The sequence below is a fragment of the Chamaesiphon sp. VAR_48_metabat_135_sub genome (assembly GCF_031418915.1).
Lineage (GTDB): Bacteria > Cyanobacteriota > Cyanobacteriia > Cyanobacteriales > Chamaesiphonaceae > Chamaesiphon.
This window is the reverse complement of record NZ_JANOJV010000186.1, coordinates 1-23073: the sequence shown is the minus strand read 5'-3', so window position 1 is coordinate 23073 and position 23073 is coordinate 1. Positions and strand designations below refer to the sequence as shown.

The window sequence follows — 23073 nt, the reverse complement described above, 5'->3', positions numbered from 1 at the left end:
TGTCTATCGCGCCCCCAAACCAAGGTTATTCCACACTAGTAATCTCTGCAACCCACCGTAATTCATGCCTTTCTACAAATCTGACTCACATCTAACTATCCTTGCAGATCGAGTTCTCGCCGACACTTGGGCAGAATTTCCCGACTTAAAGCCAGAACAGATTGCCCTGACATGGCTAGTATACGATCGACCGATTCCGGTTAATACTGGAGGGGCAATTACCCCCGATGAATTGTGGAAATATCCAGTCAGGGGATTTAACTATCGCGGGGGGGAGCGAATTTATCCAGCGAGCATCGTCAAATTATTTTATTTATTAGCGATGCACGAGTGGCTGGAACAAGGGATGGCAAGTCCTTCTGCCGAACTCGATCGAGCCATGCGAGATATGATAATCGATTCTAGTAATGATGCCACTAGTCTCGTCGTCGATACCCTCACAGGTACTACCAGCGGGCCAGAATTAAACCCTGGACCATTTACTACCTGGCAAGCACAGCGTAACCTCATCAATCGCTATTATCAATCCCTCGGCTGGTCGGAATTAGACTCGATCAATGTCAATCAAAAGACGTGGAGCGATGGTCCGTATGGACGAGAACGGATATTCGTTGGTGAGATGCGGGAAAATCGGAATATGCTCACCACCGATGCTGTAGCTAGACTCATGCATAGTATCATCGGTGGAGCCGCTGTGAGTGGGGATCGATCGAGCCAAATGATGCAACTATTTCAGCGCGATCTTAACTTGGCTGGAGTCACTCCCGATCCAGGCGAGGAGAACCAGCTAAATGGCTTTCTCGGCGCAGGTTTACCACCTGGAAGTCAAATCTGGTCTAAAGCAGGCTGGACATCTCAGGTACGCCATGATGCGGCCTATATCGAACTAGTCGATCGACAACCTTGCCTATTGATTGTCTTCACAGAAGGAACAGCTAACAGTCAAAATCGACAAATTCTGCCATTTATATCCGATCGAATTGTCGCAGCCATGTCTCAACTCTAGTACTGAGCGGCTTAAATAAAGGGACTATTGGGCAGGCGTCGGGAATCGGGAATCGGGAATCGTCCAGTCGCTGTATCGCCATGACAAAATGCTACTCTCAACTTGCGCCGCCTAGTAATAGGGAGCTGGATTTGCGTTCATAATATCCATTCCGATGCGCGATCTCCTAAATCGAGCAAAATACTTACGGCTTTACCCAGTCGTGGCTTTTCGGTAGTTGTTGCGATGAATTTTTGGACTTGTCCGACACTACCCATCGCGGCGAGATAAGAGCCGACGGTATCTAAATGAGCAAGATAATCTGCTTCAGAGAGCGGAAAGGAAGCCTGTTCTTGATATTTCCACATTACCTGCAAAAATATTTTACCTGGAGTCTTCCGCATCTGGACATCATAGGAATAGCCCCATTTAGCAACGATAATTTCTCTTAATTCTTGTCCAGTCATTTAGGGGCTAGGGGTTAGGGATTAGGGATTAGGGAATCGGGAACAGAGTGCTCGCAATCTTAAAAATGATTTAGGATTACTATAGACAAGATTAATTCTTTTGCATAGATCGGTAGGAGTAGCATTGGATGATAGAAGTAAAACTAGAGAAACTCCGCAATCTATTTAGGGAAATGGAACGAGGATTAATCGCTTATTCTGGCGGAATTGATAGCACCTTAGTTGCTAAAATCGCTTATGATATTTTAGGCGATCGAGCCTTGGCTGTCACTGCGAAATCACCCTCTTTATTACCTGAAGAATTAGCAGATGCGATCGAACAAGCAAAATCGATCGGCATCGCCCATCAAATTGTCGAAACTCACGAGATGGAAAATCCTAATTATTCATCCAACCCAGTTAATCGTTGCTATTTTTGCAAGAGTGAACTCCACGATACACTCAAGCCATTAGCTCTGGAACTTGGTTATCTCTATGTCATCGATGGTGTCAATGCCGACGACTTGCAAGATTATCGTCCAGGTATCCAAGCAGCTAGAGAACGGGGTGCCAGATCTCCACTAGCCGAACTAGGAATTACCAAACTAGAAGTCCGCGAAATTGCTAAGTTTCTCGAACTATCCTGCTGGAATAAACCCGCACAACCCTGTCTGAGTTCTCGTTTTCCTTATGGGGAAGAGATTACGATTCCCAAATTAAATCGCGTTGGTAGAGCTGAGATATATCTACGTCGATTGGGATACGAAAATATCCGCGTTCGCTCGACAGGGGATACTGCCAAAATTGAATTACCAAGCGAATTAATTCAACAGTTTATAGCTAATACTAATCTATCAAAACTAATTGAAACCTTCCAGTCATTTGGATTTGTCTATATCACCCTAGATCTGGAAGGATATCGTAGTGGTAAATTAAATCAAGTATTACCCCGATTTACTAATTAATAACTTTCAACTTTCAATTTACTAACCCTGTTTATTAAGTTGACTTAACAACCACAACGCACTAACAATCCCAATAAAATGAGCGGTAATCGTGTGGGTATTTGCCAGCACGATGAAAATATCTAAAGGTTGAATAATTTTACTCAAAGCATCGGGACTATATACCGCAAAAGGTTGCGCCAAAGATAACGATTTACCCAGTAGCGTTCCCGCGATCGATTCAGCACCCATCACACTCGATCCCATCCCTGATACCGAACATAATAAACCCCATTGCACGAGTTTAACTGTATCGGCTTTTTTCGGACGGAGATCGGGGTTTTTGAGCTTACGAGAAGTCATCACATAGCGAAATGACCAGTAAGTGCTAGCATACAGCACCAGCAATCCACCCACCGCAAATAGGAGACTTCCACCAGTACCAGGATTACTCGCTCCTGTGCTAGCAAAGGGAATTGCAAACAGAAAAATCAAGGTAGAAACCACAGCCAAAACAAGTTGTAGCCAAAATCCCATCCAACCCACCCGTCGGAGTTGAGCGGCGATTTTCCTCACAGTTTGTGGCGTATTGCCATTAATTTCCAGATCTGACATAAAAATTAGTTAAGGAATTCAAAAGAAAATAGAATAATTATCCCTTGGCGTAAATTAGATGAGTTAAGCTAAAAACTGGGTATCTATATTTTCCTCAGACAATTTGCTAACCCCCGTTACCCGTAAGAATTGTTTCTCTGTCCGGTTTCGATCGAGTTATCTCGACATACCAAGACCATATTTACGCTTATTGACACTAGATCGAGCTTTAGGGCTAAGTGAGGATTGGAGCCAACGAACCAACTAACACCAACATTATAAGGTGGTAACAGCTATGAATTTTGAAGATATCTATTGCTTTTTCCGCAATCCACCACCACTCTATCTCAATCAAGAGTTGGCGGTTTGTTATATTCTCGATATTCTGCTTCAAGGCGATTCTTATGGTACTGAATTGATTGCCAGATTGGAGCGTGAATCTTCAACCTATCGTCTTTCCGATACCGTTTTGTACGGTGCGATTAAGTTCTTGGAAGCAAACGGTACCATTGTTGGTTACTGGAAAAAAGTTGAAGGTCGCGGTCGTCCGCGCCGAATGTATCAAATCGAACCTGAGTGGATAAATAAAGCCAGGGAACTCGCCCATTTTTGGGAACGTTACTCTCATGCTCATTCCACCTCAACAGATGGGGCATCGTCTTTTGATAGTCGAGCCTTATCGATCGGTATTTAGAAATCGGGAAATTTCTCAATTTATGCGTGCTGCTTTAATATCAAAAATAAATTATTAGCAGGTGCGATACCTGCTTTTTTATCGAAAACCGATGCTCAACTCAATGGAAATTGAAGCATAAATTTAAACTGGATATTCGTGTCGAACGAAAGGAATATTAATAATTTCCCCCTCGATATCTCCTAACATTACCTTTAAACCTACCCCACCAGCCTTCGATCGAACATAGCCCAATCCCAGTATTTCCTCGCCAATCTCTTGACAGCTAGTCAAAACACCCACTTTGTCCCCATCGACGGTAATTGCCGTACCTACAGCCACGACTCCTGATAATTTGACACCCCACAAATATTGTTTGACACCCTTATAGGTATTCAGCCTCGCGATCGTTTCTTGGCCGATATAGCAGCCCTTTGTAAACGAAATAGTCTGCCACAAACCCACCTCCAAGGGGTTATAATCCTCCGTTAACTCCGCATCAGGTTTTGGTCTGCCTTGCGCAATTCGCAGGTATTCCCAGGCATCCTCATCGAGTTTCACAGCACCTAAATTAGTCAGACTCTGGTGTAATGCTGCTGACTTAGATCGATTCTCCTCTGGAGAGGCTCCGCCAACGACAATTAATCGATATCCAGGTAAGCCCAATTCAGTCCCGATCGCGATACGCACCTCAATTCCATCGATATGATATAATTGATGGCTATCGTGGGGTGAGTGTATTAAATTTCGACAGCCCCATCGTTCTAATATCGACCTACTCTCGGCACCCATCAAAGTAAAACTAGCTAGACTATCAGTAACATCCTTTAACGTCACTCGATCGGCAAAAAAGATATATTTATCGAGCCAATTAAATAAATATTCGCGACGATTGGGCGATACGATTAATAACACTTCATCATCTAACACCAATCCAGTCACCAGATCGATCGTCCGTGCCGTCGAAGTCACAAATACCGTATCGCAACCTTCCCCCGCTTGCCGTTTCTCAAAATCTGCCGTACTTTGATTGTGCAAAAAACGGAGCCTGTCTCGATCGCCAACGAGGATTTTTCCCCAATCAGAACTGTCATAAAGTGCAGCACCAGTTTTAGCCGCTTGCAGTGTTGTCTGTAAATTATTCAAATTACTTTTTCCATGTAGATCTAGTTAGTCTGCGTAGGCAGACTTTGCACCATGAGCGGCGGTTTAAACCGCCAGTTATCTTACGAAGGCAAATTCTCAAAGACACGAACAATTACATCCTTCGCCTTATTATCCAACCGAGTCCAATCGGGAATCTGCGCCTCCATGTCAATTAGACTAGCATCCACCTCCACTACCTGACTGCCGATCTCGCTATGACTGCCATGATAATTGAGAAAACAGACCTGATAGCATAAATCCCAAATATCGAACTTCAACTGCCCATTTGGAGATTTCAGACAGAGATAATTAGTCGGATGCGGCTCCTTCACCTCCTCATAGCTGACCTCCCAGGTTGAAACCTCCGCCTGTTGGCGGATGCGATCGATAATCCGAATATATATCGGTTGCATCAGAAACTCCGCTTGTTGCCAAGCTAATTCACTCGCAAATTTGGGCTGCATAAAAGTAAAAATGTTAGTTTAAAGACGATCGAGCGCGTCTTTGGAATTCGGTTATAATGATTGCTGGCAGCTAGTAGAATCAAAAGTGTAATGTTTGGTGATTTTTTTGATAACGTAGGACGATACGGAAGTTACTTTATTACGATTATCCTCGGTATCTTCATCTCAGCGTTTGGCTGGGTAGCACCGTTGTGGAAACGGCCGATTACCGCAATCGCGCTGGTTGGCTTTTTGGTGGGAACCGTCATGACAGTAATTTTGACGTTTAGAGCAATGTTAGGGTTTACACCGATCTCCTAAATTTGAGTCGATCGGATAGCAAGATATAATAAAAATTATGACTAATACTCGTCGCGTATCGCGTGTCGCCGAACTAATCAAGCGCGAAGTCAGTCAGATGATCCTCTTTGATATCAAGGACGACAGGGTTGGTGCTGGGATGGTCAGCGTCACGGCTGTAGATGTAGCTGGCGATCTTCAGCATACCAAAGTTTTTGTCAGTATTTACGGCAGCGACGAAGTTCGCGCCGAGACGATGGAAGGACTCAAAGCCGTCACTGGATATGTCCGCAGTGAAATTGGTAAGCGAGTTCGACTCAGACGCACTCCCACCATAATCTTTATCGAAGATACATCATTCGATCGAGCCACTAGCGTCTTGTCACTAATTAACCAGCTTAGTTTAAAGCGGGCTGAATCGATCGATCCAGATGCAGATATAGATTCAGAATTGGATAGTGAATCTACTGTTCTAGCTACAGAATAAACCAAGTAATTCAAATCCACTAGGGGTAATTCATGAATTACCCCTACTTTGATTAACTTTGCTGCTGAATATTTCTGACCCAATTAATCACCGTATTGTGGGAAACTCCAGTACTGCGTTCGATTTCTCGAAAAGCGATCCCCTGCGCGTGGAGATCGAGACATTTTTGCCTAATCTCTAGAGGATGTCCCCGATCGGTATAATTATCAACAAGTTGCCGCCCACATCCCCTGCAGATATAGCGTTGCTTGCCCTGCTGACGACCATTTTTTGCGACTCGATCGCTCTGACAATCTGGACATATCATCTTATTACTGTGCAAGACTAATAGATCGTCGCCGATGTGGGGATTGAGATAGACATAGAGGACATTTTTAATCTCGGCATATAGTTCTTGGCGATGCTGTTCATCACTTTGGATCGCCCGAAAAAATAGGCTAGTACACATATGTTGAGCTACTTCTGCCAGCAATTTGCTTTTAGATACGCCTAAATTAGGGTTGCGTTGTCGATAGAGATTAGCGTGGTTTTCGATTAAGCTTGATACTCGATTTGGCAAATCTGCAACTAAGGTTGACAGTCCTTTGATCGGCTGTAAGTATTCCTGCAAGGCAATACAGCGTGGAATCGGCTGCTCAAAGTAGCTAGTATAAGCATCTATATACTCACTAATACACTGGATGATCGGACGATTTAGATCTCCTTTAAAAAATTTAGCTTCGAGGATATCTGTCTGTCGTAGATGCTCTTGGAATAAAGCGTGAAAAATTGCTAACTTGTCTGGATTTACCAAAATCCAGATACCTTCGATCCCGATAGATTTGCGCCACCGCGTGAGGAAGATAAAAAACAACCTTATTCCTTAATTGGCTTTGGTGGCGGCGTTCATAGTTGTATCGGGGTAGAACTCGCCCAGATGGAGATGAAAGTTATACTCTCAACATTGCTGCAAAAGTACGATTGGACAGTCACGCCAACAACTGCGAAAATTGCACCAGTACGCAAACCTTTCAGTATGCAGAAGCAATTAAAAGCAACATTTGTAAAGATCGAGCAATAGTTGTTTTGGTCTGTTATAGCAGTAGCCAAGGTCGTTAGGACGTTTTTTGATTAGTCCGCGTAGGCGGAATTTGCATTCTGAGCGGCACTCGCGGAGCGTATCCGTTAGGATGGTTTCAATCGCTGTTTTTGTCCTAACAGCCTTGGCAATTGCCACAACATATCCTACGCAATTATCCAGCACAAACAAAAACTCCTGCCGAATCGACAGGAGTTTTTGAGAATTTACCTAATTAATAATATCAATTAAGCGATATCATTCAAGGATAAAGTAGCTTCATTATCACGGTCGATTCCTTTCTCGAAACCAGCAGCAGCAGCGCGAGCGCGTCCTGCGTGCCACAAGTGACCGATAAAGAAGAAGAATCCTAAGACGAAGTGAGAACAAGCCAACCACGCACGAGGCGAAACGTAGTTGAATGCGTTGGTTTCAGTGATGACACCACCAACCGAGTTCAAGGAACCCAGAGGTGCGTGAGTCATGTACTCAGCCGCACGGCGTGCTTGCCAAGGTTGAATATCATTCTTCACCTTGCTCAAGTCCAAACCGTTAGGACCACGTAGTGGCTCTAACCAAGGACCTTGGAAATCCCAGAACCGCATGGTTTCCCCACCGAAGATGATTTCGCCCGAAGGAGAACGCATCAGGTATTTACCCAAGCCAGTCGGACCTTGTGCTGTGGCAATGTTTGCACCCAGACGTTGGTCGCGGATCAGGAAGGTTAATGCTTGCGCTTGAGAAGCCTCAGGACCAGTAGGACCGAAGAATTCACTAGGATAAACAGTGTTGTTGTACCAAACCATGATTGACGCTACAAACGCCATCAAGGATACTGCACCGAGACTGTAAGACAGATAAGCCTCACCAGACCAGATTAGTGCGCGTCGCGCCCAACCAAAAGGCTTGGTCAGGATGTGCCATACACCACCAGCGATACAGATTAAGCCAACCCAGATATGTCCGCCAACAACATCTTCTAAGTTATTGACGCTGATGATCCAGCCTTCGCCACCGAAGGGAGCTTTCAACAGATAACCAAAGATAATTGCCGGGTTGAGAGTAGGATTAGTAACGATGCGAACATCTCCACCACCTGGTGCCCAGGTATCATACAAACCACCAACGAACATCGCTTTGATGACGAGCAATAATGCACCACAACCTAAGATAATTAGGTGGAAGCCCAAGATTGAAGTCATTTTGTCCTTGTCTCTCCAGTCGTAACCGAAGAAAGAAGAATACTGTTCTAGTGTGTCAGGACCGCGCAATGCGTGGTACAAGCCACCAACACCCAGTACCGCAGAAGAAATAATGTGTAGGACCCCAACGACGAAGTACGGGAATGTATCCACGACTTCACCACCAGGACCAACACCCCAACCTTGTGCAGCCAAGTGAGAAAGCAAAATGATACCTTGCTCATACATTGGCTTTTCGGGAATGAAGTGAGCGACTTCAAATAAGCACATCGCTCCAGCCCAGAACACAATCAAACCAGCGTGGGCAACATGTGCGCCCAACAGCTTACCAGACAGGTTGATCAGACGCGCGTTACCCGACCACCAAGCAAAACCTGATGATTCGATGTCGCGTCCGCCACCTGAAACCATTGTAGTATTAAAGGGCGTTTCCACTCTTGCAGTACCTCGATCGATGAATATAAATAACGGAATTTAAAAAAACCGGAAGATAAATATAATTGTACATTTATCTTCCGATGTTTCAAAGCTTAGAGTGCGTTACCACGAGGTAATACTTCTTCTGGGAAGATGAATTGTTCGTGTGGTTGATCTTGTGGAGCCATCCATGCACGGATACCTTCATTGAGCAGAATGTTCTTGGTGTAGAACGTTTCAAACTCAGGATCTTCAGCGGCTCTCAATTCTTGAGACACGAAGTCATAAGCGCGAAGGTTTAGGGCTAAACCAACGATACCAACTGAGCTAAACCAGAGTCCAGCTACAGGAACGAACAGCATGAAGAAATGCAGCCAACGTTTGTTGGAGAAAGCTACGCCGAAGATCTGCGACCAGAAACGGTTTGCAGTCACCATCGAGTAAGTTTCTTCAGCTTGCGTAGGATCGAACGCCCGGAAGGTGTTGGAAGAGTCGCTATCTTCATACAAGGTGTTTTCTACAGTCGCACCGTGAATCGCACACAGCAGCGCACCGCCGAGAATCCCTGCAACGCCCATCATGTGGAAGGGGTTGAGAGTCCAGTTGTGGAAACCTTGTAAGAAGAGGATAAAGCGGAAGATTGCAGCTACACCAAAGGAAGGAGCGAAGAACCAACCAGATTGACCCAATGGGTAAATTAGGAAGACGCTAACGAACACTGCGATTGGACCAGAGAAAGCGAGCGCGTTGTAAGGACGAATCCCAACTAGACGAGCAATTTCAAACTGGCGGAGCATGAAGCCAATCAAACCAAACGCGCCGTGTAGAGCAACGAATGCCCACAGACCGCCGAGTTGACACCAGCGAGTGAAGTCGCCTTGTGCTTCAGGACCCCAAAGTAGCATTAAGGAGTGACCCACGCTGTTTGGAGGAGTGGAAAGTGCTGCGGTGAGGAAGTTACAACCTTCGAGGTAACTAGATGCCAAACCGTGACTATACCAAGAAGTAACGAATGTAGTGCCCGTGAACCAGCCACCGAAGGCTAGGAACGCGCAAGGAAATAGTAAGATACCAGACCAACCGACGAATACGAACCGATCTTTTTTTAACCAGTCGTCTAAGACATCAAAGATGCCTCTTTCGGATTGCTGGTTGCCAACTGCGATGGTCATTGTGCAGCAATACTCCAGATATTATAGGGACATTATTGTACGCGATCGACTAATATATGTTAATTACACAGTCAGGCCGCGAGAACCTAGCTGATTTATTAAATCAGTTTACGTTTCTTCACTAAGTTTAATGTAATTGTGTCTGGATTGGCAGGGTCTTTGACGATTTTTCGGTAAAATTTAATGTTTTGAATAGAAACTACTCGATTTTCTCTCATTTGAGCAGAATGAATAAGTATAAATACTTATAGATAATTAGCTTGGAGATCGATTGTCTTTGCATTGTGCTTATCAGTGCGATCGAGCGGTTATCATATCGTCATCTGGTCAACTTCTCTAAATAAGTGGGCGATCGACACTAGCCACGAAATTATCCTTAGACTTACAATAAAGGCTGGCTCCAAAATTTCCCCACCATATATATGTACGTCATCGAAATTCTGCTCAAAAACACAGCCATGCCCATGTCTGTACAACGGAAAACTGTTGAGGAAGCGACTACCGTCTACGAACAGGTATTGGCAGCAATGAAATCGGGCGATCGCAACCTGCTAGAATTGTCTTGCGATCGTCAGCCTGAAAAGAAAATCGCTGTGATGACCGATTCGATCGTTGCCGCTCAAATGTACGAAAAATCTGGTGCGGCGGCTTCGGGTAAAACCCCTGGTTTCGTTGCTTTTGCGGCTTCTTGATATTTGTGTCGCTCGATCGTTCAAAGTGCTGTGTATCGTAGGGTGTGTTACGGCTACCGCCTAACACACCAGCATATCTAGTGGGGTACGGCGGGTTCAAACGAAATTTTTGGCTTCGTTTTGACGAGTGGTATAAACCCGCCCCTACGAGTCCCTGTGACCCAATCATCAATTTCCCTGGTGCATGACAGAATCTTTACCAACATCATTATCCGCGAACGGCTTGCCGTCTGCGACAGCAATCGAGGTCAAGGATCTATCCTTTGCTTGGGCATCTGGTAAAACCGTACTCGATTGTTGTTCGCTATCAGTACCGCGCGGCGAATTTTGGATGCTGTTGGGTACCAATGGTAGCGGTAAATCTACCCTACTCCGCTTAATCGCTGGATTATTAGCTCCCCAAGTGGGATCGATCGATATTCATGGCGGTTTAGGTATTGTCTTCCAAAACCCTGATACTCAGTTAGTAATGCCCACTGTCGGTGCTGACGTGGCATTTGGACTAGTTGGTGAAAAACTTACTTCTAGTCAAGTCCGCCACCGCGTCACCGAGGCTCTAACAGCCGTAAACCTAGTCGATCTAATTCGTCGCCCAATTTATGCTCTCAGCGGTGGTCAGAAGCAACGTGTAGCAATTGCTGGAGCGATCGCGAGGCAAATCGATGTAATTTTATTTGATGAGCCGACAGCATTGCTAGACCCCGATTCCCAACTGGATTTAGTCGCTCAAGTCCGCGAACTCGTCAAAAGTCGTGGTTTAACCGCCCTTTGGGTCACACATCGACTCGAAGAATTAGACTATTGCGATGGTGCTTTTCTATTAGAACATGGGAAGTTAGTCGATCGCGGCAACCCCGAACGAATGCGCCAAAGATTAATGAGAGAAATAGGCTCTTAAAAAGTTGAAAGTTGAAAGCTTTGAGAGGGGGACTTAGAACCCGATCTATGAATTGCCCCTACTTGAGATATGGCTTTAAACTAATTTAATTGCGGACAAGCATAAGTCTACGCCTTGCTGGAGCACGATCCCGCGCCATTTTTGGCTTTGGGGCACAAAGACTTCTAATAACTCTTGTTTTGCCTGCTGATAAGATTTATCCTCTGGTTTTCCCCACCAATGAGCGCGATTTTCGGCGCGGAGTGCTTTGAGTACGCGCAGCATGGAATAAGTACCAAATTCTGCTAAGAGAAAGTCATAGGTAAGATCGGGAAATAAGTTTTGACACCAGTTACCCAGGGAACCGGACGGCTGATAAACTGAATTTTCAGAATCGAGCGTTAGAATTTTCTCTCTGTCGAACTGCTGGTACAACCATTGACAGCGCGGAGAATCTGCTGTGAGATTGGAAAAAAGTTGATAGTTTCCCCATTTACCCAACCCTGAATGTAAGTCTAGATGGAGCACCTGTTGGGCTAATCCTAACCAGCGACGGAGATGAGCAGTGAGGATTTGCTGAGTTTGCGATCGAGCCTTCCCACCAAAAAATAAACCTTGGGGAAATTCATATTGTCCGACAGGTAAGGTATTTTTCAAGGTAGACATTCCATATTTACCGATTAATCCCAGGGATTTAGCTAAAAAAGGTTCGAGTCGAGATGGTGGCGATTGAGGATTGAGGAAACTATCGAGTTGTGGATAAGCAGGAGGACAACCTTGATACACCTCATCACCTACCAGAAAGTTGCGATTGAGATCGATATTATCTTCATTCCACCTGCGATACCAGGCACAGCCAAATGGATTGAGAGTGTGAATCATTACTACTGCTAAATCTGATGATAATCGGTTGTCGGCTAAATACGTCTCGATTAGAGCCAACTGTACTGCCGAGCCAAATAATCCTTCCACCCCATGTAAACCACTAGAAATAACGATCGCTTTATGTGCCAAAGGATTGCCTAATATAGCGATATCGATCGTTAGCGGAGCATTGATTGGTGATGCTGCATCGATCTCTTGTGACTCTAGTCTACACCCCAGCCGACTTGCTGCCGATCGCCAACGAGATCGAGCGGTAAAGTAGTCAGGGGAAAAATAAGACATAATTGGTAGTTAAAGTAGCAAGTGACTGAATCGGGAGAATATATGTCAAGATTGGGGAATAAAATCTGTTGAATTTGGTCAATAAGTACACAACCAGTCATCAGGAGCAAACTACCCATTTTTAGATCTATCTAATGCCTAATCAATCTCAATTATGGTTTGAACCGTTAATCTGGATGGATTTTCGATTGGCGGTAATATTTACAGTCCTAATTCCACTGATTCTGCTGTTATGGGCATTCGCTCAAAAAACCCTAGCAATCCAGAGTTTATTAATTATTTATTGGCGAGTAGCTAGCTTACTGGCAATCTCAGTATATTTGGCGATCGGTTCGATGCCAATTAGTTTTGTCACGGCTTTTGTCGCGCAAGCCCTGATTCCTATTTCCCTGTGGTTTTGGGCAGATCTCAATGAAGAAGTTGCCGATTTATCCCCCCGTCCACTCAAACTAGGATTTTTGGCTTGGCGATGGGCAACTACACTCTATTCTAGCTTAGGCGCGATCGCGACGATCCCATTTTTATCATGTGCAGTTGATGGCGCAAAAACAGACTATTGTCAAGTTTGGTTTAGACCATCCTGGCTTTATTACCAATTCTTTCACGGTAATTCCAGTCCAGGATTTCTCACCTTTATGGGTATTCTGGGTTTGATTACTTACACTCTGTACTTAGTTTACTTTTTAGTTGTCCGTCTGGGCAAACAAGGTCGATCGGCAATGGCGGGAGATGAGTAAGATTCGCTAGCTCCTAAGTTTTCACCAACTGTAGGGGTAATTCATGAATTGCCCCTATTTGGATTTGTGCAGAACTATTACAGATATTTCGGGACGACAATTAAATCTGGCTGTTGGTGGGCCAGTCGTACCCACACCTGGACTAACATAGAGTTGCAAATCACCGATGCGATAGAGTCCGTTGATATACTTCTGAGCTAACCGAGGGGCAATTCTGGGCAGGAAGGGTAGAACTATTTGTCCGCCATGAGAATGTCCTGAAAGTTGCAGTCCGAAACGATTGGTAGCCGCAGCTAGATCGGCGAAATCTGGTTCGTGAGCCAGTAAAATATTAGTTCCCGTTTGGGGTAATTGCTCGATCGTTTGGGGCAGATTCGCCCGTTTGAAGCAGAAATCATCAACTCCAGCAATGTTTAACAAATTACCATGCCTGTCGATCGAATAGACATCGTTATTTAAAAGTTTGATTTTACTAGCTTGGAGCGCACTTTCGATCGGCGTAATATCTCTAGCACCACGCTCGTGGTTGCCCATAATTGCGACTACTCCATCCTTCGCCTGGAGTTTGCTAAAGGCGTTGGCGAGCATTTCTTCAGAATCGTCAGCCTCTTTGGTGATATAGTCGCCAGTGAGCGCAATTAGATCTGGTTGTTGTCGATCTGCCAACATCGCAACTTTTTCTAACTGTTGGCGATCCATCACCGCAGATCGAGCGTGAAGATCGCTAAGTTGAACTATTTTATATCCTTCAAACACTGGATTTAACCCAACGATCTGAACATCGATCGTTTTAACTGTCAGCCAGCGAGGTTCTATCCCTTGCGCATAGATGGTGGTGGCAAATAAAATCGAGATCGCGACAAGCAGAAATTTAATCGATGTGAGAATTAATCTTCGCCAGCGCATCAAAATATTTTTGTTTGTTCGGATGATTAAATTATGCCCATTTATTAAGCATCTACCATCAGGTTAACGCATCAGCTTGTAGCGATGAAGATCGGTGTAGAACGATAACAGATATTTCGGGACGACAGTTGAATCTGGCTTTGGGTGGGCCAGTAGTACCTACACCTGGACTAACATAGAGTTGCATCGTACCGATACGATAAAGCCCTTGAATATATTTTTTTGCCCAGGTGACAGTGACTCTAGGTACAAATGGAATAACTACTTGTCCGCCGTGGGAATGTCCTGAAAGTTGCAGTTCAAATCGATCGGTAGCGGCAGCGATATCGCCAAAATCTGGTTCGTGAGCCAGTAGAATATTAGTGCCATCTGGAGGTAATTGGGCAATTGTTTTCGGGAGATTTGCCCGCTTGAGCCACACATCGTCAACTCCCGCAATATTTAACTTATGACCTTGACGATCGATCGAATAGACTGCATTATTTAAGAGCATCACTTTACTTTTCCAGAAAGCGCGATCGAGTGGCATACTATCTCCACCACGATCGTGATTGCCCATAATCGCGACTACCCCATCATTGGCTTTAAGCTGACTAAAAGCATTGGTGAGCATTTCTTCAGACTTAGCTGCATCTTTGGTGATATAGTCACCAGTTAAAGCAATCAGATCTGGTTGCTGTCGATTAGCGAGTCTAGCGACTTTTTCTAACTGTTGACGATTCATCAGTGCAGATCGAGCATGAAGATCGGTCAGTTGAACTATTTTATATCCTTCAAACACTGGATTCAATCCGGCGATTGTCACGTCGATCGTCTTAATGGTAAACCAGCGCGGTTCTATACCTTGAGCATAGACGCTGGTGGCAAATAAAATCGCGATCGCGACGAGCAGAAATTTAATCGATGTGAGAATTAATCTGCGCCAGCGCATCAAAATATGTTTGCTCATGTTGATGACTAAATTATGCCCAATTCTCTATTAGCTACCATCAGATCGATCGCGATTCCTGAAATTTGTCGATCGATTCAGGGAACTGGGAGACTGGGCATCATCCAAAATCCCAGATTGAAACAACTAGATGTTGATATTTGAGGAATAATAGAAGGTGGCTTGTCAGCAAGTCGAATACGAGTCGAGGAATTATTTTGAGTCAATACTTTGCCACAGTCGCCAGAGGATTAGAAGAGTTAGCCGCGCAGGAGCTAACCGAATTAGGTGCGCAGGATGTGGCTCAGGGCTTCTGTGGGGTGTCTTTTCAAGGAGATCGAGAGTTACTGTATCGCGTCAATTTGTGGGCGCGGTTGCCATTTCGGGTGCTAGTCAAGCTAGGGGAATTTCCCAGTAATGACGATCGAGAATTGTATGATGGTGTCCAGCAGATCGACTGGGGCGAATATCTCACGCCAGAGCTGACGATGGCTGTCACGGTGACGGGGAAAAACGAGCAGTTAAATCACAGTCATTTTACGGCGGTTCAAGTCAAACGAGCGATTACTAAGCAACAGACAGAGAAGTTTGGGCAAAGATCGAATGTCGATATTCAAGATCCGAATGTGCGAATTAATGCCCACATCGATAAGGATGTCTGTATTGTCAGTCTAGATAGCTCTGGGAGCAGTCTTCACCGACGCGGTTATCGATCGGCTGTGGGCGATGCACCCCTAAAAGAGTCCCTCGCAGCAGCTTTGATGAAAATGTCCGGTTGGACACCCGATTTAGCCTTTATCGATCCGCTCTGTGGTTCGGGGACATTGCCCCTAGAAGCAGCAATGCAAGCCCTAAATATCGCTCCAGGTATTTTTCGGAATGGGTTTGGCTTTGAGAACTGGCTAGACTTCGATGCGGAACTATTCGATCGATTGATAAAGTCGGCTGAAGCAGGCGAAAAACAAGATTTACAGGCGACGATTATCGGGAGCGATCGCAATTTTGATATCATCGAACAAGCTCGATCGAATGCGCGTAGTTCTGGGGTGGAAAAATATATTCAGTTCGCACAGATGGAATTAGCCGATGTGGAAGCTCCTGCCGATAGTGGGATTTTGCTCTGCAATCCGCCCTACGGCGAGCGATTGGGACGCGATGAAGACTTGGGTGCTTTTTACAAGCTGTTGGGCGATGTACTCAAGCAACGCTTTAAAGGGTGGACGGCGTTTGTGCTGAGTGGAAATAAAGAATTAGCGAAATCGATCGGATTGAAATCTGCCCAACGGACTACGGTATATAACGGTACTTTGCCTTGTCAATTGATGAAATATGAAATGTATTGAACTAACACCAACTTAAATTTAGAGGGAACAGTAGGCTCATTATTTTTGGTATAATGGTCGGCTGGACTAGTCCATTCCACAGTCAATCCCCACCCATGCCCGATCTCAGTACTAACTCACCGTCGGTGCCTTCAGATGTCATCGAGTTGCAGGAAAAATTTACAACTAGCACTGCAAAGAATCAGTTGCAGATGCTGCCACAGCTCCTTGATGCTGGACTCCCAGGCATTGAAATTCTAATGGCATGGCTCCAACAGCAACGGGGATCTAAACCGACAACTGTGACGGGAGCAGTTTATCAAGCCTTGTATCAGAGCGAGTTACCCCCAGCCAGAGACTATCTCGAGCGAGAGTTACCCACAGGGATGATAGCCCTACAATCGAGTCGGGGGATTGATTATACAAATTTACAAAAATTATTAGCTCAACAAAAATTTGAAGCCGCAGATAAACTTACCACCGAGAAGCTATGCGAATTAGCTGGTGTAGATGCCGTCAAGCGGAAGTGGATCTATTTTACCGAAGTCGAACAATTACCTGCAATCGATCTTCACACGATCGATGCTTTGTGGTCGTTTCATTCTGAAGGCAAATTTGGATTCTCAATTCAACGAGAAATGTGGGTGGGAATGGGGAAAAACTGGGACAAACTCTGGGTAAAACTTGGCTGGAAGAATGGTAATAACTGGACGAGATATCCAGGCTCGTTTACCTGGGATTTAACTGCTCCTAGAGGCCATTTACCCCTATCCAATCAATTACGTGGCGTGCGGGTGATGTCCTCTTTGCTATCTCATCCAGCATGGGAAGAAGTGGGAAGTTGAAAGCAATGCCCTGCTTGTCTTAGGCGGAGCCTTAGGCACCTTGTCTTTTTCGCTCGACTATCAACTTCCCCACTTTCTTATTTTCCTTTGATCACATGTATCCGTTGAGTGAGAGTTGTCATACCAGCCGGACGGATAAATACAGTAGATAGCCAATAATCGCCAGATTTACCTGGAGCGCGGGCGATCTTGAATAAGCCACCAGCCGCGAGCAGTTCTAGTTTATAGTTTGCTGGTTGGGTGTAGCCTTGAGCTGAGACTGGCTGTTCGAGAGTTGCCCCCATGAGCACATCTTCACCAAGCGGTTCGGTGACGATCGCGTCTAGACTATATTCAGCATTAGTTTGTAATCTATCTGGTAGATTGATTTCGATCGTTGGTGGTTTCGCACCACTCGATATCTGAGTCCGTTCTTGTAGAACTTGTTGTTGCACGATTTGTCCGCCGACAATCTTTTGACGAGATTGGATGGTTGATTGTAGATTGAGGGTTCTACTATCGATCTTTTGAGTGCCAGTAATTTTGGTGGTGGTGGTAGCAATATAAGTATTTCCCTCTGCTTGCCAGCTTTCCAATGTGGTGGCGTAGCTGAGATTGCTATAACTCTGCCAAAATTGACCTAAAGATTGTTGCCATGCTGTTTTATTCAAACCATCACTAGTGGTAAAGTTTGGGCTATAGTAGCGCGACAGTTCTGGCAATTTCCGCCCATTTGCGGCGACATCGATCTTGGTGAGAATTGTCTTGACGGCAGCCGGAGCACTTAATAGTGAGTTCTCAGCTCGAGCGGAAACCATTACCGCTTGCTGATAACCAATGGATAGTGCCAGAATTACCAGTCGATACCAAGATTTTGTTGACATATTTTATAGATGGAAAAAACGGTAGACAATTTGCAACAACATAATAGCGCAAGTTGCTAGTAGTCTGAAGCGTAAATATAGGTACTATTGTAGTCGCAGTTGCAACTGGCGTGGGATGCTATTTTTTTGTCAACGATCGACTAACCTTAAATCGTTCTTTCGCACTAGTAAAAGCCTCTGCCATGACTGCTTGAATTTGTTGAGGATCGGGCTTTTTACCCCCCATGAGATCGCCAAAATAAACACAAGCACCTTCCCCTAGTGCCCAAGTATATGCAGCCGCCCAGGAAGCAGAAATAACGCTACCAAAACCAGGGATAAATTTAATTAACTGTCTGGCTACTAATTGAGCGACAAAGCCACCTGCAATCGCACTAACTACCCCACCAGCCTGAGATGGAGTCAAGGTTTGCCCGTATAATTTTCCTAATAATCCTACCATCGAAACTTGAATGGCGGTGAGTACGGGTAAATCGGCAAAAGGTAACGGAATCGCGGCAACTGTTCCAGCCGCGATCGAGAAGGGTAAGATATAACGGCGAGCGACATCGCGATAAATATTGCCGAGCTTGTCACCCGATTCACCACCGCTAGGTGAAGCACCAGCTTCGAGTAATTGAGACATCGCTCTAGCTTCAGCTTCGGGAAGCAAATCGGCTAAAGTTTCCCGCATCGTCTCTAAGCCATAAAATTCGGGCGTGTAGCCGTCATCTGCCAAAGTGAAGTCAATCAGCACAGATCGATCGAACAGCCCTGTAAATGCCTGTTGGATAGCTGTGAAGGCTCGACTTACTGATTCTATACTAGTCGGTTCTTCAGGATGATCGGTTTGACTGGTGGGATAAACTTCATGCAGACAAGTAACGGCTAATAAACAGGGAATTGCTGGATACTTTTGACGTAATTCCTTGGCAATTTGGCGGAGTGTATCGATCGCAAAATCATTGATTTTGACAGTGAGAATGATAATGCGGGGACGACTGGTTTCTGCTTCGAGATCGTTGACTAGCTCTTGAATTAGGCTATTAGTATCTCGATCGACATCGCCCAATCCGACTGTATCTGTGAATACTAATAGTGGTAGTTCTTTAGAAGGATAAGCATAGCGCATCGTCGATTGGGTATGGGGACGAAATCCCTGTCCGACAATTTCCGCTGAAACCCCCGTCAATCCCCGCACGATCGAACTTTTCCCCGCTTGGGGTTTGCCAATTAATAATGCTTCAGTAGTCGGTAATTGAGCGCGCACGCTAGCTAATATCTCGGCTACCTGAGTCTCATCAACGGTAAACCATTGTCCGACTGTTTGTGTTGCTTTATCTACAGGCAAAATTTGCATCACTCGATCTGTCACCGCGTTCCAGCCTCCTGTTAAGCGATCTGTCCAAACATTTGTGGACTTGGGTTCGGGTAAATCGGTGGATATGGCTGTTGCTGGCGGTGTCGTTGATGAGGATTCTGGTGATTGTGGCACGATCTTGGGGGGAATGACGGCACTGAACTACTAACTTAATTATCCAACACTCGATCGATCCAGATGGCGTACTATTACGGTAGTATTTACCGCCAACAGCCTGATCCGTAGCCCTTTATTCCAACTTGGGTGTTTCCACGATCGTTAGCTTCAGGCAAACGTTCTCTAGTGGAGATAAACCAACATCGACACTAGATTTACCATCATATTGAAACGGGTTATCTAAATCTTCAATTAAGAATAATAAATAGACAAATAAAGTAAACATAAAAGTGGAGACGGTCAAATTTTCGCTAAACCTTTCTGCATCAATTAATAATAAAGCAACGATCGATCCACCTAAGAATAACCATAACAGCACATAAGCAGCTCCTAAAAATTCGGTGTCGCGATTACCACACATTTGCCTAGAGATCGATCGAATCTTCGCCTGTTCTGATTGAATATAGTTGACAAATCCGGCACAGCCATCTATGACTAAAATTTCAGCAAGTAACGGATTGAGTCGATCGATCGAGTCATCAACTACGGTGAATTCCTTGCCATCTTTGAGCCAGTCTAAGATCGATCTACTCACACTAGTAAGAGCCTGTTGTAATGGCTGCGGCTGATAATCTGGGTATCTAGCCGCGATCGTGTGATTGGTATCCTTAATAGTTTCTAGTGCATTAGCAATTTGTGAAGGCATCCCCTCACAAGCCCGATAATCTGTTAGTGTGCCACTTAAAATCAAGGCAATGACAAAGGTAGCCGCACTAAATAAAGCACCTGTTAGTGCGTCAAATGCCCACGGCTCAAAATCTAACCAGTGCATTCCCAATTTAACAATACAAAATAATCCCGTCCACGGCAAAACTTTACTCAGAATGCCCCACTTAACTAAATTAAACACGATTGTACTTCTATCAATAAATTCCTGGGTATTATTCTACACTCTGGGCGTTGGTACTAAATTTAATCGATATTTATATAAAGCTACCGGATGATTTTGCAGTTTACCAATGCTGCGGAAATAGTCGGGATCTTGAGGGGAGAGATAGATTGCTGAAATCTGAGTTGCGGTAATTGAGGGTGTGGGGGTAGGTGAGAATTGATAACTCGTCGTAGTTTCGACAGTATTAAGATAAATCGTCGAACTAGTCCGAAAAATTTGTTGAGAAAGTTCGGTTGAAATAAAACGATGAGGATTCAAGTTTTCTAAATCGAATCCCGTTACAAAAGCCTCTAACTCTCGATCTTGGGTGAGCTGGGTAATTTGTTTAGTCGGGTTTTGAGGATCTATTTTTACGGACTCGATATTGGACGCACCTAAATAAGCAGTGGCGATATTTAAACCGTTAAACGCGCGATCGGCCACGATTTGTGGTTCTGGTAAACTAGATTTTAATCTGGGTAAGTTAAGCGGCGAAAACTTGGCGACTTTAGCCAGATCGATTGGCACAAATTGAACGGTAAATTCGATCGGCTTATTAATATATTGGCGATTGCTTTCAAATCCAGGCGTAACTATTTCCGGTGCTAATGGCGCAATTTGTTCGATTAGCGTACTTGTAGCAATCCAGCGTCCCCGAAACCACTCAGGATAGGTCAATTCGCCCTCGTGCAGCCTGACTTGTGCTTGAGTATCCCAATTGGGGTATCGATCGATCCTGTCGCTCAAAACCCCAGCGACCGCACTCTGAGCAGCCATCCACCAAATCGCGATCGCGCCGACACAAGCTAAAATTTTTGATACTAAACTATTCATTCTCGATCCTGACTTCGTTTGAGATGGTGTTACCTCACAACCCCCCTTAGATCTTGGGGTGGAAAATCCCCTCCTTGGAGCGGCGTTTTTATTCTCGGGGAACCCCAGAATAAAAAAACGACAAGACAGGGGTACCCAAAGGGGGGGGTGGGTAGATCTACGCAACAATTCCAACGATCTCTCACAACACCTTACACTGTCCGTAATGGCGCAATAAATGATCGCACAATACCAACGCCACCATCGCTTCAACCATCGGTACCGCACGCGGTAACACACAAGGATCGTGCCTACCCTTCGCCGCTAGCGTGGTTTCTGCCCCCGATTGCGTCACAGTATTTTGTTCCTTACGAATTGTCGCTGTCGGTTTAAAAGCTACCCTGATAATAATATTCTCGCCATTGGAAATTCCGCCTTGGGTACCGCCAGAGCGATTTGTTCGCGTCCGAATTTCACCATGTTCGTCAGTGTAAAATTCATCATTATGTTCGCTACCCGTCATCAGCGTACCTGCAAACCCCGAACCGATTTCAAACCCCTTAGTTGCAGGGAGCGACATCACACCCTTAGCAATATCTGCTTCCAACCTGTCGAACACTGGAACGCCTAAACCTTTAGGGACATTCCGTACCACGCATTCTACCACGCCGCCGATCGAGTCGCCCTGTCTGCCGATCTCTTCGATGCGATCGATCATTCGATCCGCACATGTCAGATCTGGGCACCGGACGATGTTACTCTCTACCTGTGCCAGCGTAACCGTATTACTATCGACAGTCGCCTCGATAGCCTGAATCCGCTTGACATAGCCGATAACTTCGACATGATTGAAAATCTGTAAAACCTTCTTGGCAATCGCCCCAGCCGCTACTCTCCCAATCGTTTCTCGCGCCGAGGATCTACCGCCACCTTGCCAATTCCGAATTCCGTACTTGGCATCATAAGTCGCATCGGCATGGGAAGGACGATAAGTCTGCACCATCTCGCTATAATCTTGAGAGCGGGCATCCTTATTTCTCACCAGGATACTAATCGGCGTACCCGTAGTCTTCCCTTCAAACACCCCAGACAAAATCTCACAAGTATCAGTTTCCTTGCGGGGTGTCGTAATTTTACTCTGTCCTGGACGACGACGATCGAGTTCGACTTGGATTTCCGCCTCACTAATCTCTACCAGCGGCGGACAACCATCAATAATTACACCTACCCCACCCCCATGCGACTCGCCATAGGTCGTAATTCTAAATAAATGCCCAAACGTGTTTCCCATCTTACTCGATCGATCTTCAGTGACTAGTTCTTAGTTTACCTTGCATCGAGGGTATGAGTAGGGGCAATTCATGAATTGCCCCTACTCCCAAATCAAATAGGATTGCTATCGACAAATAGCTTTTCGATCGATTCTAACCAACGGCAAATTCCGTAAACTGTCGCATATAGATCGAATGGAACCCATTGACGATATCTTGTTTAGAAATACCCATTTCTGGTAATTTAACAGATCGAGACGATCTCAGTGGTTATAATATTAAATATCTAGAATATTGAGGAATTATCGATGGCTTCTATCACAGTCACTATTCCAGATGAGCAACTTCAGAAATTGCAGCAATTAGCACAGGAAAGCCAAGTTTCACCAGAAGATTTAC

27 protein-coding genes and 2 pseudogenes are annotated in these 23073 nt (G+C 45.1%); 12 read left to right on the top strand and 17 right to left on the bottom strand.

The features are described from left to right. Positions 1 to 64: 64 nt before the first annotated feature. The gene (locus RMO55_RS13635) at positions 65 to 1006 is read left to right on the top strand and encodes a serine hydrolase (RefSeq protein WP_310427318.1); all 942 of its coding nucleotides are present in this window, start codon (positions 65 to 67) and stop codon (positions 1004 to 1006) included. Between the two features lie 137 nt (positions 1007 to 1143). Here RMO55_RS13635 and RMO55_RS13630 read toward each other — a convergent pair whose 3' ends face one another. Then, positions 1144 to 1452 (bottom strand): DUF3067 family protein, encoded by a 309-nt coding sequence (locus RMO55_RS13630; protein ID WP_310427316.1) that lies wholly within the window; start codon positions 1450 to 1452, stop codon positions 1144 to 1146. A 128-nt stretch (positions 1453 to 1580) separates the two neighbouring features. Between RMO55_RS13630 and larE the strand changes: the two genes are divergently transcribed. After that, on the top strand, positions 1581 to 2396 hold the full coding sequence (gene larE / locus RMO55_RS13625; protein WP_310427315.1) for an ATP-dependent sacrificial sulfur transferase LarE: 816 nt from the start codon (positions 1581 to 1583) through the stop codon (positions 2394 to 2396). A gap of 21 nt (positions 2397 to 2417) precedes the next feature. On the opposite strand, the gene RMO55_RS13620 is transcribed toward larE, so the two are convergent. Continuing rightward, the gene (locus RMO55_RS13620) at positions 2418 to 2990 is read right to left on the bottom strand and encodes a DUF3611 family protein (protein WP_310427314.1); all 573 of its coding nucleotides are present in this window, start codon (positions 2988 to 2990) and stop codon (positions 2418 to 2420) included. 274 nt (positions 2991 to 3264) lie between these two features. Between RMO55_RS13620 and RMO55_RS13615 the strand changes: the two genes are divergently transcribed. Next, positions 3265 to 3663: a PadR family transcriptional regulator gene (locus RMO55_RS13615; RefSeq protein WP_310427312.1), complete on the top strand. Its 399-nt coding sequence runs from the start codon at positions 3265 to 3267 to the stop codon at positions 3661 to 3663. Positions 3664 to 3786: 123 nt separating this feature from the next. Here the strand turns inward: RMO55_RS13615 and RMO55_RS13610 are convergent, their stop codons facing one another. Then, positions 3787 to 4788: a folate-binding protein gene (locus tag RMO55_RS13610; RefSeq protein WP_310427311.1), complete on the bottom strand. Its 1002-nt coding sequence runs from the start codon at positions 4786 to 4788 to the stop codon at positions 3787 to 3789. An 80-nt stretch (positions 4789 to 4868) separates the two neighbouring features. After that, positions 4869 to 5252 carry a hypothetical protein gene (locus tag RMO55_RS13605; protein WP_310427310.1) on the bottom strand — a complete coding sequence of 128 codons (384 nt, stop codon included), beginning with the start codon at positions 5250 to 5252 and terminating at the stop codon, positions 4869 to 4871. A gap of 90 nt (positions 5253 to 5342) precedes the next feature. On the opposite strand from RMO55_RS13605, the gene RMO55_RS13600 reads away from it, so the two are divergent. After that, positions 5343 to 5552 (top strand): DUF751 family protein, encoded by a 210-nt coding sequence (locus RMO55_RS13600; protein WP_310427308.1) that lies wholly within the window; start codon positions 5343 to 5345, stop codon positions 5550 to 5552. Positions 5553 to 5589: 37 nt separating this feature from the next. After that, positions 5590 to 6018, top strand: a complete 429-nt coding sequence (rbfA, locus tag RMO55_RS13595; protein ID WP_310427306.1) for a 30S ribosome-binding factor RbfA — start codon at positions 5590 to 5592, stop codon at positions 6016 to 6018. Between the two features lie 207 nt (positions 6019 to 6225). Here rbfA and RMO55_RS22285 read toward each other — a convergent pair. Further along, a pseudogene (locus RMO55_RS22285) lies at positions 6226 to 6325 on the bottom strand (IS1 family transposase); the annotation flags it as partial. A gap of 57 nt (positions 6326 to 6382) precedes the next feature. Next, a pseudogene (locus RMO55_RS22280) lies at positions 6383 to 6811 on the bottom strand (hypothetical protein); the annotation flags it as partial. Here RMO55_RS22280 and RMO55_RS13585 point away from each other — a divergent pair. Then, positions 6803 to 7078 (top strand): cytochrome P450, encoded by a 276-nt coding sequence (locus RMO55_RS13585; RefSeq protein WP_310427362.1) that lies wholly within the window; start codon positions 6803 to 6805, stop codon positions 7076 to 7078. The pseudogene RMO55_RS22280 and the gene RMO55_RS13585 overlap by 9 nt on opposite strands. A gap of 245 nt (positions 7079 to 7323) precedes the next feature. On the opposite strand, the gene psbC is transcribed toward RMO55_RS13585, so the two are convergent. Together psbC and psbD are read right to left on the bottom strand one after the other, a co-directional pair. After that, the gene (gene psbC, locus RMO55_RS13580; RefSeq protein ID WP_396134305.1) at positions 7324 to 8688 is read right to left on the bottom strand and encodes a photosystem II reaction center protein CP43; all 1365 of its coding nucleotides are present in this window, start codon (positions 8686 to 8688) and stop codon (positions 7324 to 7326) included. A gap of 119 nt (positions 8689 to 8807) precedes the next feature. After that, complete coding sequence (psbD, locus tag RMO55_RS13575) at positions 8808 to 9866, bottom strand: photosystem II D2 protein (photosystem q(a) protein) (RefSeq protein WP_310427303.1); 1059 nt, start codon at positions 9864 to 9866, stop codon at positions 8808 to 8810. 422 nt (positions 9867 to 10288) lie between these two features. On the opposite strand from psbD, the gene RMO55_RS13570 reads away from it, so the two are divergent. Then, positions 10289 to 10558, top strand: coding sequence for a hypothetical protein (locus RMO55_RS13570; RefSeq protein WP_310427302.1), 270 nt, complete (start codon positions 10289 to 10291; stop codon positions 10556 to 10558). 184 nt (positions 10559 to 10742) lie between these two features. Further along, a complete protein-coding gene (locus tag RMO55_RS13565) occupies positions 10743 to 11456 on the top strand; it encodes an ABC transporter ATP-binding protein (RefSeq protein ID WP_310427301.1) in 714 nt (237 codons plus the stop codon). Positions 11457 to 11531: 75 nt separating this feature from the next. On the opposite strand, the gene RMO55_RS13560 is transcribed toward RMO55_RS13565, so the two are convergent. After that, positions 11532 to 12602, bottom strand: a complete 1071-nt coding sequence (locus tag RMO55_RS13560; RefSeq protein ID WP_310427300.1) for a DUF2817 domain-containing protein — start codon at positions 12600 to 12602, stop codon at positions 11532 to 11534. Between the two features lie 134 nt (positions 12603 to 12736). Between RMO55_RS13560 and RMO55_RS13555 the strand changes: the two genes are divergently transcribed. After that, positions 12737 to 13339 carry a DUF3177 family protein gene (locus tag RMO55_RS13555; protein ID WP_310427298.1) on the top strand — a complete coding sequence of 201 codons (603 nt, stop codon included), beginning with the start codon at positions 12737 to 12739 and terminating at the stop codon, positions 13337 to 13339. 54 nt (positions 13340 to 13393) lie between these two features. On the opposite strand, the gene RMO55_RS13550 is transcribed toward RMO55_RS13555, so the two are convergent. Beyond that, positions 13394 to 14245: a metallophosphoesterase gene (locus RMO55_RS13550; RefSeq protein ID WP_310427297.1), complete on the bottom strand. Its 852-nt coding sequence runs from the start codon at positions 14243 to 14245 to the stop codon at positions 13394 to 13396. 58 nt (positions 14246 to 14303) lie between these two features. After that, entirely contained in the window at positions 14304 to 15194 is an 891-nt protein-coding gene (locus RMO55_RS13545; RefSeq protein WP_310427295.1) for a metallophosphoesterase, read from the bottom strand. A gap of 15 nt (positions 15195 to 15209) precedes the next feature. Here RMO55_RS13545 and RMO55_RS13540 point away from each other — a divergent pair, with 15 nt between their 5' ends. From RMO55_RS13540 to RMO55_RS13530, 3 genes are all read left to right on the top strand, one after another. After that, positions 15210 to 15338 (top strand): hypothetical protein, encoded by a 129-nt coding sequence (locus RMO55_RS13540; RefSeq protein ID WP_310427294.1) that lies wholly within the window; start codon positions 15210 to 15212, stop codon positions 15336 to 15338. Positions 15339 to 15391: 53 nt separating this feature from the next. Continuing rightward, complete coding sequence (locus RMO55_RS13535; protein ID WP_310427292.1) at positions 15392 to 16516, top strand: THUMP domain-containing protein; 1125 nt, start codon at positions 15392 to 15394, stop codon at positions 16514 to 16516. Positions 16517 to 16611: 95 nt separating this feature from the next. Then, positions 16612 to 17340 carry a GUN4 N-terminal ARM-like repeat domain-containing protein gene (locus tag RMO55_RS13530; protein WP_310427291.1) on the top strand — a complete coding sequence of 243 codons (729 nt, stop codon included), beginning with the start codon at positions 16612 to 16614 and terminating at the stop codon, positions 17338 to 17340. A gap of 77 nt (positions 17341 to 17417) precedes the next feature. Here the strand turns inward: RMO55_RS13530 and RMO55_RS13525 are convergent, their stop codons facing one another. The 6 genes from RMO55_RS13525 to RMO55_RS13500 all read right to left on the bottom strand — a co-directional run bounded on the left by RMO55_RS13525 (position 17418) and on the right by RMO55_RS13500 (position 22908). Further along, complete coding sequence (locus tag RMO55_RS13525) at positions 17418 to 18203, bottom strand: nuclear transport factor 2 family protein (RefSeq protein WP_310427289.1); 786 nt, start codon at positions 18201 to 18203, stop codon at positions 17418 to 17420. 118 nt (positions 18204 to 18321) lie between these two features. Next, positions 18322 to 19677 (bottom strand): DUF697 domain-containing protein, encoded by a 1356-nt coding sequence (locus RMO55_RS13520; protein WP_310427288.1) that lies wholly within the window; start codon positions 19675 to 19677, stop codon positions 18322 to 18324. A gap of 115 nt (positions 19678 to 19792) precedes the next feature. Then, entirely contained in the window at positions 19793 to 20569 is a 777-nt protein-coding gene (locus RMO55_RS13515) for a hypothetical protein (protein ID WP_310427287.1), read from the bottom strand. Between the two features lie 36 nt (positions 20570 to 20605). Continuing rightward, positions 20606 to 21424 (bottom strand): DUF6816 family protein, encoded by an 819-nt coding sequence (locus RMO55_RS13510; protein WP_310427285.1) that lies wholly within the window; start codon positions 21422 to 21424, stop codon positions 20606 to 20608. A gap of 181 nt (positions 21425 to 21605) precedes the next feature. Next, positions 21606 to 22694 carry a chorismate synthase gene (gene aroC / locus RMO55_RS13505; protein WP_310427283.1) on the bottom strand — a complete coding sequence of 363 codons (1089 nt, stop codon included), beginning with the start codon at positions 22692 to 22694 and terminating at the stop codon, positions 21606 to 21608. Positions 22695 to 22827: 133 nt separating this feature from the next. After that, positions 22828 to 22908, bottom strand: a complete 81-nt coding sequence (locus RMO55_RS13500; protein ID WP_310427360.1) for an element excision factor XisI family protein — start codon at positions 22906 to 22908, stop codon at positions 22828 to 22830. Positions 22909 to 23073: the final 165 nt, after the last annotated feature.